Source organism: Sphingobacterium humi (assembly GCF_009768885.1).
Classification (GTDB): Bacteria; Bacteroidota; Bacteroidia; order Sphingobacteriales; family Sphingobacteriaceae; genus Sphingobacterium; species Sphingobacterium humi.
This window is the reverse complement of the sequence record NZ_WSQA01000010.1, coordinates 70,945-84,197: the sequence shown is the minus strand read 5'-3', so window position 1 is coordinate 84,197 and position 13,253 is coordinate 70,945. Positions and strand designations below refer to the sequence as shown.

Here is a 13,253-nt window from a genome sequence, read left to right as displayed (position 1 = left end):
ATGTGTTTGTACAAACATAAAAAAAATATTTCTACAATAAATATTCCCAAATCATCGCAGCTTACTTTTTTATCGCGATTCTATGGCAAATTATGTAGAAATATTTTAGTAAAAAATGATGATTATCAGTTTTTTAGTAAGACCAGAGATCTTGCTCGTAGTCCATCAAAGTTTTTTTGATTCTTTCCGATTCAAACAAACGATCCATATCATCGGAAAGGTAATCCTTAATCCGTAAGTCTTCCGGGTTCGATTGTTTTACGATATAGCTGGAAAACATGCGTTTGATAAAGATATCGTCATAACTTAAGCCTGTAGCGTCGTTATGGCGGTTCATTACCTCCTTGTTCACCAAGACATGGCGCGCTTCCGGAAAGTATACCCAGAAGGCCGGTGTGGCATCGATTTGCGGAACAAAGGCATCGCTAGTTACCGGCGGTAAAGCCGCATCAGCAGGAGGCGCATCATTTGTGGTGGTCTCTTGCGTATTCTGCGCTGGCACCGCAAATGGATCAAACGGATCAGCCCCTGTATTTCCGGCAGCCGGTGCCGCTGCATCGCCCGGAATAATCGGCATATCCGTAGCGCCTGGAATCTGTGGCGTAATCAAAGGTGCAATCCCTACAATACGCGCTTCAAATACCGAGCGTTGTTTATCGAAAATCCAATCTTCTTTAATCCGAAATTTCACCACTTGCGTAGCATCGAAGTCACGTTGCTGATAGCTTGAACCAATAACCTCGTTATTCTCGTTAAATTCTTCTACCAATATGGAGTCTCCACCAAAACGCGCCATCACCTGGTCGGGTGCTAAGCGGGTTTTAAAGGAATCACCATTGGGGTCATCCTTGGTTGGTGTCGGGTCGTAGGCCCGCAGTTTACCTTCTTGTATGGCTTCCAATAAAATATTGATCAGGCTAGACTTTGGAGAAGCAAAGGCTTGGTTCATCTTTTCCCGCAAGTCCATTTCGCGCCATACCCGTTTACTGAAGGCAATATCTGTTTGGCGGATATTGGCATAAGGCACGACTTTCCTGTTTTCAAAATCCGATTTCACCACATACCCATCCACAGGCGGCAGGGTATCCACTGCCACGGGGTCAATGCTATTGTTCAGGTTTTCTTGCTGGGCTTTCGCCTGCAAGGAAACCAAAACTGCTGCCGCTATTAGTAATTTTTTCATGTCAAAAATCCGATAAGTCGATTAATTCGTCACCTGGAAAGTAATAGGATCCAGGTTTTGCGCAACACCATCCGGTCCTACGCCCACGATATCGTAGATCATCACGACCGATCCGCTAGTTACCCCGGAAAGCCCCGTCTTCATTTGTGAACTGAAGTTGGAACCACTGGTGGTATACGGACCAATAGGGTCTACACGTGGTTTTGCTATATACATATTGAATTTAGAAATACTAAATTTCGCATCAAATTCAAAGTTGTCTAAGGAGGCCGCTACCACGTTTTGTCCGCGTAACTGTGCCGCCGAAATACGACCGCCTGTTTTTCCAGCAACCCGCGCTGTAGGTTTAGGAATACGCTTCACCCGGAACTTGGTGCTGCTCAGCTGTTGGGTTTTGTCGCCAATCTTAGCCGATACATTCACTGTTGCCTCACCCGTTGATGAAACACGCGCATTGTATTTACCGCCCGATCCGGAAATGGATACGCCCGATCCGGAAACAAGTAAGTTCTCCTTCGGAATACCTGGTGCCGACACCGAAATCGGGTTGTCTACACCAATGTACAATACGTTCATTTTATCAGGTGATACCACGGCCGATGGACGGGCTACCTGATAAGATATCGGCTCTGTTTCGTAGGTTTTAACCGTACCATCCGTTTGTTGCACCTGAATGGTACCGCGCCAGTTGAACACTCCTTCAGAAGAAGTATTCACCGAATACATCCCTTGGCCATCCACCACTTGTAGCGGCGAACCGTTTACCGAGATTTGCGGGTTCGATTTTGAATCGTAAGCCGTTAAAAATACCTTCGCTGTGTAGGGCTGTCCTTGAATTAAATAAGATGTAGGCGCTACAGCAACGGCCGCAAAACGGTCCAAATTAACCACCGCCTGATCCATTTTACCGAAGATATGCTTCACCACAGCAGATTCTGCATTCTTGGCATCGGCATTAATCTTCTCAATGGCGGTCATAGCTGCTGCCAGCGGAATTCCTTCACCAAAGTTAGCCTGCTCCCAGGTTTTCTTCAAGCCAGCACGCGCAGCCGGATTTTCGGCACTCAGTGAAAAATTCACCTCGTTGTTGGTCAGCTTGCGTAAATCTTCAGCAGTTTTATTAATCAAGTCGCGCAATTGTTTTGCACGGCCTTCTTTCACCATTAACCGCGGTGAAATATCCGTACTGCTACGGAACTTCAAGTCGCCGGTTTTTTCGTTTATCCCACCGCCGTGTTCGGCAAATAGCGCATCATACTCTTTTAATTTATTGGTTAGGCCGGCCACAATTTTACGGGCTTGTTCGGCTTTCTCCAATAAAGGTTTTGCACGCTCGGGGTTTTCCTTCATTTTTGTTTCCTGGAAGGATAGGAACATATTATCTATACCCGTTTGGGTATTCACGGTCGATGTTTTTAAACTATCGCCCAAATTCTTGAAGGCATCTAACAGGGAATCGCTCACATTTAGTGCTACTAAGCCTAGTAGAACCAAATATAGGATCCCGATCATCTTCTGCCTTGGAGTTTCTTTTATGCCTGCCATAACGACGTCTTGCTATTTTTTAAAGGGTTAAAAAATCGAGTTCAAACTATGTTATGATCTATTTCCGGCATTCGGATTCATAGCTGAAAGCATGTTTCCGTAAATGGCATTCAACGATGATAAGTTCTTATTGAAAGTATTGACTTGCTCTTTAAATTGTTGCATATCGGTTGCCGACTCATTGAAGGTCTGCAAATCCGCTGCTGCACGCTCGAAAGCATGGCTTAATTGAGAAGCTCCCGTTGCTGCCGCATTTAATTTATCGGCAAACTGATTGGTAGCTGTTGCTGTATCGGCCACTTTTGAAATAGCCGCCACTTTATCACCAAAGGTACGAAGGCCATCGCCTAGGTTCCCGATTAAGTTCTCATCGATTTTAGCATCCTGCAATAGTTTATCTAAGGCTGCCGTATTACCAACAGCTGCCGGCAGAGCAACCGCCTGTGACGTGCTGCGGGTTGGCAACTCACCACGGTAGTCTTCATCCAACTCCGGATAAACGCGGGTCCAATCTACATCTTGTTCGGCAGATAAGAATCCCATGATAAAAAACAGGACAGCTTCCACAGCCAAACCAATACCAATCATCCACTCTCCGCCCGGAAGATAAAGGATTTTGAACATCAAGCCGATAATTACTACAGATGCACCCCAGTTAATCAGGGAATTGATTCCGAAACCGAATTTTCTCTTTCTTGCCATCTTTTAAGTCTTATTTTTAGTTTAAGTTTTTATATTACTGTGTAACACCTTTATACGCCAAAACACTACGGAAACCTAAGTAAGCTTTCGCGGTATCTTGATATTCGTATTGGCGGGTAGAGTTTTGTAGGAAGTAGCCCACATCTTTCCAAGAACCCCCACGAATAACTTTTCTTTTCATGGTTTCGTGGTCGCTTGGTGAAGCATGGTAGGTATAGGTTGGGTTCATATCGTGCACAAAAGAGTACGCCGATTCATTATAGCTCGACTGTGTCCATTCCGCCACGTTGCCGGCCATATTATACAAGCCGAAATCGTTCGGGAAATAGGAATAAACCGGAGCAGTATACGCGGCACCATCATCCAGGTAATTTCCACGTCCGGGTTTAAAGTTCGCCATTAAACAACCTTTGGCATTTCTTGCCGTTGGTCCACCCCATGGATATTGCATCCCGATTTTACCACCACGAGCAGCATATTCCCACTGGGCTTCCGAAGGAAGTTGATAGGGCGGGCGCTCCTCTTGCTTGCGGGAGGCCGAGTTATTATTGAACAATAAGGTTCTCCAGGTATTGAAGGCTTGGGCTTGGCGCCATGTTACCCCCACCACCGGATATTCATCATAAGAGGCGTGCGAGAAATAACTCTCTACTAAAGGTTCGTTCTGTGCATACGAGAAATCGGCTAACCAAACGGTAGTATCCGGATAGATTAACATGGTATCGCGTAAGATAAAGTCGGAACGCTTTTTACTAGGGTCGTTTTTAGCCGCAACCGCAGCACGCAAATCATACCATTCATAATGGTAGGTCAATTGGCGTACATCTAATTCATTTTTACCGAAAATCTTGTCTTCCCCTTGGTAATACATGTTGTTCAAGCGATCTTGATGTGCAGGATCTTTTGCTGCCCAGGGCGAATTTGAACGCACCTTTTTCCAGTCGATATGACGATTACCGCCCGTACTGGACTGCACGAAGTAGGAAGGATCATTTAAATAATTGGTGATTAAAATGGAGTCGCGAACCCAGTTCACAAACTGACGATACTCGCTATTGGAAATCTCGGTATCATCCATGTAAAAGGGCGCAATAGTAACCTGTCTGTTTTGTGCAGTTTGCGAGAACGTAATATCCTCGTCTGATTGCCCCATAATAAAGGTACCTCCAGGAATAAGCACCATACCGTATGGTGTTTTATTGGCCTTAAGCCTATTTAACCGAGTACCCACCAATTCGCCAGCACTATCCGGTCTATTACATCCGGAGACAACAACGATTAATAACAGTGCAAGCTGGAATAGACGTTTCAAAGGCTTAAGTATCATTATATGTTCTTATTCAAAATATATGTTTAGACAGCGTAATGGCCTATGCCATTTCTTCGCAATAGCCAAAAATCCTAAATGGAATCTGCATAAACAAAAAAAATTACATTCTTTTTGCTCCCCATAGGAGCAATTTCCCTGTTTCCAGGAACGTTTGGCAAGGCACAAAATTAATGCCTATTCTTTGAAAAACAAGGTTTTTGGGAAATAAATCAACGATAATGTAGTTGATTGTCGAAATCCAACCGAAAGATTTCTTCAAAAAAATTAAGAAAATGATCGAATAGTAAACCTGAGGCAACGCGTAAAATTTGTCACAGAATACCCTGGAAATAACTTCCAATCCTACAGAAGGCACTTTCTTATGCTTTTCCACCTCTCTTTCTTAAAAGCAGCTCAGCTATACAAATCTGCAAGCTCAAGGCTAACACACATCCTTTTCTCTCCCCTTTCACTCCCCTTTCAAACCCGTATTAATCCCCTTTGCCAAGGGGATAACAAGGAGCCAGCAAAAGGAAGAAAAGGAGTAAGCAAAAAGGTAGAGCAAGCGCAATTCCGGATGGTTCCAAACCGAGGGGCAACAAAAAATCCCCGGCAAGTCGTGCCGGGGATGTTCATATCGTTAAAATGTAGCGTAGGAACGCAAAAAGAAGCGTTCTGCCGATCTATTTTCTATTTATTGACCAGTTTAATGTATTGTTCGATGGCCATGGTCATGCTTGGCGCATTCGGCGTAGGTGCCGGAATGTCTAAGATTAAGTCATGCTCTAAAAGGGCCTGTTGCGTGCTGGATCCAAAGGCAGCAATGCGGGTGTTGTTTTGGATGAAATCCGGGAAGTTCTCATACAAAGATTGTACGCTGGAAGGGCTAAAGAAAACGATGATATCGTAGAATACATCCTTTAAGTCTTTAATGTCGCTGATTACGGTACGGAATAATACGGCAGCCGTAAAGTCGTAGCCATTATCTTGCAACCAACGTTGGGTTTCTTCATTCGCCACATCCGAACATGGGAACAAGAATTTCTCTTTGTTGTGCTTTTTCAACACATCTTCCAGATCTTTTGCAGTTTGTTTGCCGAAGAAAATCTTACGCTTACGGTATTGAATATACTTTTGCAAGTACAAGGCAATAGTTTCGGAGATACAAAAGTATTTCATCTCGGCAGATACCTCATAACGCATTTCCTCACATACCCGAAAGAAGTGGTCAACTGCATTTTTACTGGTAAAAATAACAGCCGTGTGGTCAGCAAAATTAACCTTGTCTTTCCTTACATCTTTGGCAGAAACGCCTTCAACGTGAATAAAACCGCGGAAATCCAGCTTTAAGTTGTATTTCTCGGCTAAGGTGAAGTAGGGAGATTTATCGTTTTCAGGTTTTGGTAAAGTAACTAAAATGCTCTTTACCTTCTTGGATCTTTCAACATCAATCTGCATATATTCTTTCTTATTTACTAAGTGCTCTAACTAATATTAAAATTGGTGCTAGTTCGAGACTGCAAAGATAAAGAATTAAATAAAATATTGAAAATTTGAAATTCGCGAACAGGTGAAATGCAGTGCGTAAAAAGCGGTAGCTAAATAAAATTACGATTAAAATAATGTAAATAATACTGATCAGTTGGAAGTATTTCACCGGCACAAAAACCACCGTTAACAGGAAGGGCATCAAGAAAAACATGCTATTGAAGTATACCAGATAGAGAACGGCAACATATTCACGCACAATCTTTTCCAAGGAAAAAATAAAAGATACAAATCGAATAATAACAATCTTTGCAACAAATAAAATACCTACGAAAAGTGAATTTTTTAGGAAATTCTCGAAAGTAAGGTAATTTTTGTCGCTAAATCCCGACATCAGCAGCACGATAAACAAACCCAAGGACAGGCTGAACAGCAGGTAGAGAAAAATATAAGGCCAGGAAGTGGCTAAATTATCTTCTTTACTGACCTGCAAGAGCAAGCGTTCTTTATAATAAGCATCGACAATGGTTCGTATTTCAACCGGGAAAATAAGCCTTAAAACCGCTAAAATTAAGAATAGTATAAATACCACCAGCAATACCCAAATGGGTCTTTGTCCTTTCGCTTGGCCCTCGGTTAGGTTTTTCTCCTGCGCACTTGCCTGCAAAGGATCTAGGGAATAGAGCAAGTCATGCCTTCCCGCCTGCAGCTGTTGTTGCAGTTGCTGTATTAAGAAATTATTATCTTTCCTTAATCCGGGAATGATTTCAGTATATTTAAAAACGGAATCTAGGGAATCTAAAGGCGAAGCCGGAGGAATGGAGTCAGCCGAGCGCAAGCTATCTTGCAGCAGCTCAGGCTGCTGCCCTGCAAGGTTCCTCGACACTGACTGTTGGCCTTGCGCAAAGCACAATAAAAAGAAAAATAAAATGCTAACGAGTACCGCCTGTTTCATGAATGGCGTAAAGTTAGAATAAATAAATCGCTTTATAAATTCAAATATGAGTAATACAGAACTAAGCCGCTGTGGTTGGTGCGGCCAAGACGCCCAATACCAGGCTTACCACGACGAGGAATGGGGAAAACAGGTGCATGATGACAAGACTTTATTTGAGTTTTTGATTCTGGAATCGGCACAGGCCGGTTTGAGCTGGCTGACTATTTTGCGCAAAAGAGAAAATTACAGAAAGGCTTTTGCTGATTTTGAGGTTGAAAAAGTAGCCCAAATGACCGATGCAGATGTGGAGCGATTACTCTTGGACAAGGGCATTGTGCGAAATCGCCTCAAAATTAAATCGACCATTAAGAATGCCCAGGTATTTATGGCAGTTCAAAAAGAATTTGGCAGTTTTTACAACTACCTGTACGGTTTTATGCCGGAGGGGAAACCGCAGGTGAATGCCTATGCCAATTACCGCGAAGCACCGGTGCGCTCGCCAGAGTCGGATGCCATTTCAAAAGACCTACATAAACGGGGCGTACGCTTTTTTGGCAGCACCATATGCTATGCCTATATGCAAGCCGTAGGCATGATAAGCGACCATGAAACTAGCTGCGCTTTTCGGTAGATTCAGGATCGTATTGCCGGTAGATATGCTGTAGGTTGCGGCATTGGCCATTATAGTCTAATCCGTAGCCTACGACAAATTCCGGCTCGATCTCAAAACCTACATACATAATATTATCAAAGCTATACAGCAAGCAGGCGGGTTTCATTAAGAGGGTAGCGACAGAAATACTGGCCACGCCAAGTTTTTCCAGTGCTTCAATGGTATGCACCAAAGAATTGCCGGTATCTACAATATCTTCCACAACAACCACATGTCTTCCTTCCAAAGACATGCCTACGCCAATCAATTCATGTACCTGACCCGCATCCTTGCCCGTATAGGACGCTAATTTTACGAAAGACATTTCGCAAGGAATGTGCACCTGCTTCATTAAATCGGCCATAAACATAAAACAGCCATTCAGCACCCCAATAAATACCGGATGCTTATCTTCAAAACGAAGATTGATATCGATACCTATCAGGCGGATACGCTTTTGTATTTGCTCGTAATCGAGCATCAGCTCGAAGTGCAGATCGTCTATGATGATGTTGTTCATGCTTAGTTTTCCTCCTTTTTCTCTTGCGGTCCAAAGAGCCTTTCGATTAAGGTTTTGCGCAATCGCTCTTCCCGATCCATTTCTTCGGCCATCTCCTTAATTTCATCGTGGGTATGCATACTATCTACCAGGCCTTTTGGTCGTGCCGGACGCAATGGTTCGCGCAAGGAGACCTGATAGAAACCATAGTTCCCCGGTACTTCTTCATTGTCGAGCTGGCCCATTTTCGTCATAATATAGCCGTAGGTATTAAAATGTTTCAGCACCCAGGGCTTCAGCTGCCCCGTATAATCGAAGGATGACAAACCGGTTTTCGGCCTTGGAATAATGCTGGACAAAAATAGGCTCTCGCCTATGGTAAGATCCGCAGGTTTTTTACTGAAATAATACTGTCCTGCTTCGGCAATACCGTATACATTTTTACCCCATTCAATTACATTCAGGTAAATTTCAAGCAGCCGATCTTTACTGACCTGCCCCGATTGTTCCATGAGCCATACCAGTAAGATTTCTTCAAACTTACGCATCATGGTTTTGTTGCGATTGAGGTATACATTTTTGATGAGCTGCATGGAAATGGTACTGGCGCCACGCTTGAATTTTTTCTCTTTGATGTTGGTGACAATGGATAATTGAAATGCTTCCAACTCGAACCCCTTATGCTTGTAGAAGAAGGGATCTTCGGTATTGAGCACGGTTTTCTTTAAGATGGAGGACACCTGATTCAGCGGCGTATAGGAAGGGTTTTCCGGGCCGACAATAATATCACGCAGCTTGGTGGTATCATCGTAGGCTTCGTATACAAAGGGTTGATTCAGGGCTGCGATATTGGCCTTCCCCCATTTCTTCACCTTCAATTGAGCATCGTCTATTTTGGAGCTGAATTTTAAGGCGTCCGGATTATCCAGGTCGACTTCAAAATCCATATCGTATTGCACCTCTCCTTCCAGTTCAATGCCTTCCAGGTTGTCGAACAAGCCTTTCGGAATGGCATCAAAGAAGTCTTGCGCTTTGAATCTGCCGGTATGCACCGCCAGGTTCAACAGCTTTTTGGGCTTGCGACTGTATTTTAAGCGAGGTTCGAATGCAAAGTCTTTGACCTGCACTTTGGTGCCCGGCAAAAGCTCGATGGTATTTTCGGTAATTTGAAACCCACCGACAGCAGAACCTTCTGGCAGGCTGATTTGCTCTTCGGATAGCCGGCGGTGCTTTACCTGTAGGTTTTTGGCCGACCAGCCTCCATGCACCTGCAAACCGTCTTTCCCTTTACGCGTCACATCGTCCATGCGGAAAGAAAGCTCATCAAAGCTGACCCGCAGGCCAAAACGGCGGCGAATAAAAGGGATCTCCGCTGCTTTATTATCGGAGGTGATGGCAACACTTATCGTTTGTCGATCTGGATTCACCTCGCCTTTAAAGTTCCATTTAGCCTCCTGATCGTTCAAGAAAACATCAACATCGTAATCGCCATTGTCGATTTCTCCTGTCGGAATGCGCACCACCTGGGTGCCGGAGCTATCCTGAAAAGAGAGGTTCACATTCGTCAATTGCATATCATTTGGCACCTTCAGGAATACCTGCTGCAATAAACGATCGACGGTCTCGGCTAAGCTGCGCGAGCTGGTATCGGTTTGTGTGGAATCACGCTCCTTCTTGCGGAATAAAAAATCGTAGTTGGATGTGCTATCCTCCTTCACTAAGGTAATATCGGCGTTCTCCATGGAAATGGAACCGAACTTAACCTTACCGGATAGCAAGGGAAATAATTGCACCGATACTTTGAAATCGTCCATAGCGGCTAGCTGCTGCGCAGAATCGGGCAGCACGCGGACCTTCTTAAAATCCACCGTGGTTAAGCCGGCAAAGGAATAGGAGCCGATACGCAGATCGAGCTGATAATCTTCCTTGAGCTTTTGCTTGGCCTTCAGCACAGCCTGGTCTAACATCTTCCCACGCACCGTTAAACCATAGATCAGCACCAGCAACATGATGCCGAGCACAGCGCCGACGGAAATCAAAAATCCTTTCTTTTTGAAGAACGAAAAATCCAGCTTATTCAACCTTTCTTTAAGCAGCATATAAAACGCGTTTCATCGATAACAATGGGATAAAAATAGATAAAATTCATTAAAAACATCTTTATGACATGATATTGTCCTGCTTTAAGTAGCTTTGTATCATTAAAGTGTACTCATGATTACTAAACAACAAATATTAGATGCCTTAAGTCATGTGGAAGAACCCGACCTGAAAAAGGACCTGGTAACCCTAAACATGATTGAGAACATTGAAATTCTACCGAACAAAATTAAATTCGACGTGGTATTGACCACGCCTGCCTGCCCCCTAAAAGGACATATAGAACATGCCTGCCGCAATGCCATCGCCTTGTTTATCAGCAAGGAAGTGGAGGTTGAAATCAACATGACGGCGAGGGTGCGTGCGGTGGAAAACGCCCAGTTAAAGAACATCAAAAACATTATTCTGGTTTCTTCGGGCAAGGGTGGTGTAGGTAAATCTACCGTGGCGGCCAACCTGGCTTTGGCCTTGGCCAATAGCGGAGCAAGCACAGGCCTCTTAGACGCCGATATTTACGGCCCTTCCGTGCCTATTATGTTTGGACTGGATGGCGCGCGACCAGAGTCGACACAGACGGCCGATGGCAAGACGAAGATTGTGCCTATCGAAAAATTTGGCCTCAAACTGCTTTCCATTGGTTTCTTTACGGATCCGAATCAGCCGATTCCTTGGCGTGGACCGATGGCAACATCGGCCATTAAGCAATTGTTTAATGATACGGACTGGGGCGATTTGGATTACCTGGTTGTCGATATGCCTCCGGGTACTGGCGATATCCACATTACCGTGGCGCAGCAATATCCGATTGCCGGCGCTTTAATCGTCACAACGCCGCAGCAAGTAGCCTTGGCCGATACCATTAAAGGGATGGCGATGTATCAGATGGAGGGCGTGCAGGTTCCGATCTTAGGTATCGTGGAAAACATGGCTTACTTTACCCCTGCTGAACTGCCTGACAACCGCTATTACATCTTTGGTAAAGATGGTGGCAAGCGTTTGGCCGAGCAGAATGAGGTGCCTTTCCTAGGTGAGATTCCTTTATTGAAGTCGGTAGCTGATGCCGGTGATAACGGCTTCCCGATTGCGTTGGATAAGGAAGATCCGGTAACTCAATCTTTTGAAGAAATTGCAGGTCGTGTAGCCCAGGAATTAAGTATCCTGGCCGCAACGGTTTAAGCAAGAGATATATTTATACAAACGGAGGTCGGCAGCATTGCCGGCCTTTTTTTGTGCCGGAAGGTCTTAGACTGAAGGAATGATAAAAAGGCATGAAACAAAACAGGCCCCGCGGATGGCGGGGCCTGTTTCTGGACACAAATCGAACTAGTCGATTTGTGGGTTATTTTGGATTTCCACTTGTGGAATTGGGAATGACATCTCATCAGAGTTGTACTTGAACGATTGACCAGCTAAGTACAAGTGGTTTGATCCTCTTGTTACGGTTGCTTTATTACGTTTCATCGCTAAGTAAGATTTTCCTTCACCCCAGAACTCAATACGAGTTTGTAAGTAGATTTCATCTTTTAAGGCTTGTCCGGATAGTGAACTCAAGTAGGTGGTGTTATCTAATCTTAAATCCAATAGGGATTTCAAAGACGCAATAGCAGCTGGCTCATTACCGATATGGGCATTGGCCTCTGCATTTAACAACACCATCTCATCGACACGCATGTAGATATAATCCGTTTCGATTTGACGTTGCTCCATTGGCTCACGCTTTAAGGTGTAGAATTTATTGATTGGTAAACCTGAGCTAAATTGCTTTTTACGCACATCGTTCGCCGGGATTTTATCAAATAATCCTTTATCGATTACTTTAGGATCACCCGCCGCAGCGTAGCTATAGGTAAAGTAATCAATTTGTCCCCACCAAGAAACTAAGTCTAAGTTACTCGCTAAAGTGATATCAGCACCCCACATCCAGCTTGCTGTAGCGATATTGTTGAATCCACCATCGGTATTCACTGGCATAGGACCTCCGTTGAAGACTGCTGCTGTTTGGCTTTTTGTAGTTAACGGGAATCCGCCATTTTTAACGATATCCTCTGTTAAAGTGGCTACACGTTGCCAGTCGGCTTGTGTTCCTCTAGCACCTAAGGCATAAGCTAATAAACCTTCAGCAACATATTTGTTTACCTTGTGTTTACCACTTCTAGCGTATCCATCTAAGTATTCTACGGCTGTTTCCAAATCGCTGATGATTAAATCATACACCTCTTTCGTGGTGGAAAGGGGTTGATTTGGTTGTTGTGTATTGGTATAAATAGGAAGGATTTTATCGTTTCCTGTACCGTACTCTGGGCTGTAAAGATTCGCTAAGTAAAAGTACCCGTAAGCACGCATGGCTTTCGCCTGCCCGATTACATAACGGGTTTCTTTATCCTCTGCTGGCACTTCAATTTCTGATCCGCCAACGGCATCCATCGCGTAGTTGGCCGCCATAATGATTTTATAGTAATATCTCCATGGTTTCTCCGCATCTTTTAACGTATAATCGCGAGTCGAGTTATAGCGAACAACGTCGGAATACCAACCGTAGTTTACACTTCCCAAAGCCATATCGGAGGATAATAAATCCATGTAAACATCGAATCCTTTTTGACCAAAGTCATCGTGATCTTCGATTTCAGGAACACCAGAGAAGGCACTATACATGGTTGCATAGATTCCCAGGATATACCCGTTAAGTACCGAAGGATCATCTTTACCTGCATCTGAAACTTGATCAGTTGAAGGTTTTTCTGAAGGCAATGTGTTTAAGAAATCCTTACCACAAGAGGTAAGTAACAACATAGAGCCTAACAATATATTTAATGATTTTTTCATTTTCTTATTCTA

Annotated in this window: 11 protein-coding genes; 2 read left to right on the top strand and 9 right to left on the bottom strand. The window is 44.0% G+C overall.

Going from position 1 to position 13,253, the window contains the following annotated elements:
- Nucleotides 1-133: 133 nt before the first annotated feature.
- The 6 genes from porN to GQF63_RS13465 all read right to left on the bottom strand — a co-directional run bounded on the left by porN (nucleotide 134) and on the right by GQF63_RS13465 (nucleotide 7,182).
- Entirely contained in the window at nucleotides 134-1,183 is a 1,050-nt protein-coding gene (gene porN, locus GQF63_RS13490) for a type IX secretion system ring subunit PorN/GldN (protein ID WP_160369766.1), read from the bottom strand.
- Between the two features lie 21 nt (nucleotides 1,184-1,204).
- Nucleotides 1,205-2,728, bottom strand: coding sequence for a type IX secretion system motor protein PorM/GldM (porM, locus tag GQF63_RS13485; RefSeq protein WP_160369765.1), 1,524 nt, complete (start codon nucleotides 2,726-2,728; stop codon nucleotides 1,205-1,207).
- A 51-nt stretch (nucleotides 2,729-2,779) separates the two neighbouring features.
- Nucleotides 2,780-3,430 carry a type IX secretion system motor protein PorL/GldL gene (gene porL / locus GQF63_RS13480; RefSeq protein WP_160369764.1) on the bottom strand — a complete coding sequence of 217 codons (651 nt, stop codon included), beginning with the start codon at nucleotides 3,428-3,430 and terminating at the stop codon, nucleotides 2,780-2,782.
- A gap of 34 nt (nucleotides 3,431-3,464) precedes the next feature.
- A complete protein-coding gene (porK, locus tag GQF63_RS13475) occupies nucleotides 3,465-4,742 on the bottom strand; it encodes a T9SS ring complex lipoprotein PorK/GldK (protein WP_484589481.1) in 1,278 nt (425 codons plus the stop codon).
- A 687-nt stretch (nucleotides 4,743-5,429) separates the two neighbouring features.
- Nucleotides 5,430-6,197 carry a uroporphyrinogen-III synthase gene (locus GQF63_RS13470; protein WP_160369763.1) on the bottom strand — a complete coding sequence of 256 codons (768 nt, stop codon included), beginning with the start codon at nucleotides 6,195-6,197 and terminating at the stop codon, nucleotides 5,430-5,432.
- A gap of 10 nt (nucleotides 6,198-6,207) precedes the next feature.
- The gene (locus GQF63_RS13465) at nucleotides 6,208-7,182 is read right to left on the bottom strand and encodes a DUF4271 domain-containing protein (protein WP_212592580.1); all 975 of its coding nucleotides are present in this window, start codon (nucleotides 7,180-7,182) and stop codon (nucleotides 6,208-6,210) included.
- 46 nt (nucleotides 7,183-7,228) lie between these two features.
- Between GQF63_RS13465 and GQF63_RS13460 the strand changes: the two genes are divergently transcribed.
- Nucleotides 7,229-7,795, top strand: a complete 567-nt coding sequence (locus tag GQF63_RS13460) for a DNA-3-methyladenine glycosylase I (protein WP_160369761.1) — start codon at nucleotides 7,229-7,231, stop codon at nucleotides 7,793-7,795.
- Here the strand turns inward: GQF63_RS13460 and GQF63_RS13455 are convergent.
- Together GQF63_RS13455 and GQF63_RS13450 are read right to left on the bottom strand one after the other, a co-directional pair.
- Nucleotides 7,776-8,336 carry a phosphoribosyltransferase gene (locus GQF63_RS13455; protein WP_160369760.1) on the bottom strand — a complete coding sequence of 187 codons (561 nt, stop codon included), beginning with the start codon at nucleotides 8,334-8,336 and terminating at the stop codon, nucleotides 7,776-7,778. The two genes, GQF63_RS13460 and GQF63_RS13455, sit on opposite strands and share 20 nt — an antisense overlap.
- 2 nt (nucleotides 8,337-8,338) lie before the next feature.
- The gene (locus GQF63_RS13450; protein ID WP_246163533.1) at nucleotides 8,339-10,414 is read right to left on the bottom strand and encodes a transglycosylase domain-containing protein; all 2,076 of its coding nucleotides are present in this window, start codon (nucleotides 10,412-10,414) and stop codon (nucleotides 8,339-8,341) included.
- A 115-nt stretch (nucleotides 10,415-10,529) separates the two neighbouring features.
- Between GQF63_RS13450 and GQF63_RS13445 the strand changes: the two genes are divergently transcribed.
- Nucleotides 10,530-11,591 carry an Mrp/NBP35 family ATP-binding protein gene (locus tag GQF63_RS13445; protein ID WP_160369759.1) on the top strand — a complete coding sequence of 354 codons (1,062 nt, stop codon included), beginning with the start codon at nucleotides 10,530-10,532 and terminating at the stop codon, nucleotides 11,589-11,591.
- 147 nt (nucleotides 11,592-11,738) lie between these two features.
- Here GQF63_RS13445 and GQF63_RS13440 read toward each other — a convergent pair whose 3' ends face one another.
- The gene (locus tag GQF63_RS13440; protein WP_160369758.1) at nucleotides 11,739-13,241 is read right to left on the bottom strand and encodes a RagB/SusD family nutrient uptake outer membrane protein; all 1,503 of its coding nucleotides are present in this window, start codon (nucleotides 13,239-13,241) and stop codon (nucleotides 11,739-11,741) included.
- Nucleotides 13,242-13,253: the final 12 nt, after the last annotated feature.

Coding starts and splice junctions, on each gene's coding strand:
- porN (WP_160369766.1), bottom strand. CDS start 1,183: ATGAAAAAATTACTAATAGCGGCAGCAGTTTTGGTTTCCTTGCAGGCG.
- porM (WP_160369765.1), bottom strand. CDS start 2,728: ATGGCAGGCATAAAAGAAACTCCAAGGCAGAAGATGATCGGGATCCTA.
- porL (WP_160369764.1), bottom strand. CDS start 3,430: ATGGCAAGAAAGAGAAAATTCGGTTTCGGAATCAATTCCCTGATTAAC.
- GQF63_RS13470 (WP_160369763.1), bottom strand. CDS start 6,197: ATGCAGATTGATGTTGAAAGATCCAAGAAGGTAAAGAGCATTTTAGTT.
- GQF63_RS13465 (WP_212592580.1), bottom strand. CDS start 7,182: ATGAAACAGGCGGTACTCGTTAGCATTTTATTTTTCTTTTTATTGTGC.
- GQF63_RS13460 (WP_160369761.1), top strand. CDS start 7,229: ATGAGTAATACAGAACTAAGCCGCTGTGGTTGGTGCGGCCAAGACGCC.
- GQF63_RS13455 (WP_160369760.1), bottom strand. CDS start 8,336: ATGAACAACATCATCATAGACGATCTGCACTTCGAGCTGATGCTCGAT.
- GQF63_RS13450 (WP_246163533.1), bottom strand. CDS start 10,414: ATGCTGCTTAAAGAAAGGTTGAATAAGCTGGATTTTTCGTTCTTCAAA.
- GQF63_RS13445 (WP_160369759.1), top strand. CDS start 10,530: ATGATTACTAAACAACAAATATTAGATGCCTTAAGTCATGTGGAAGAA.
- GQF63_RS13440 (WP_160369758.1), bottom strand. CDS start 13,241: ATGAAAAAATCATTAAATATATTGTTAGGCTCTATGTTGTTACTTACC.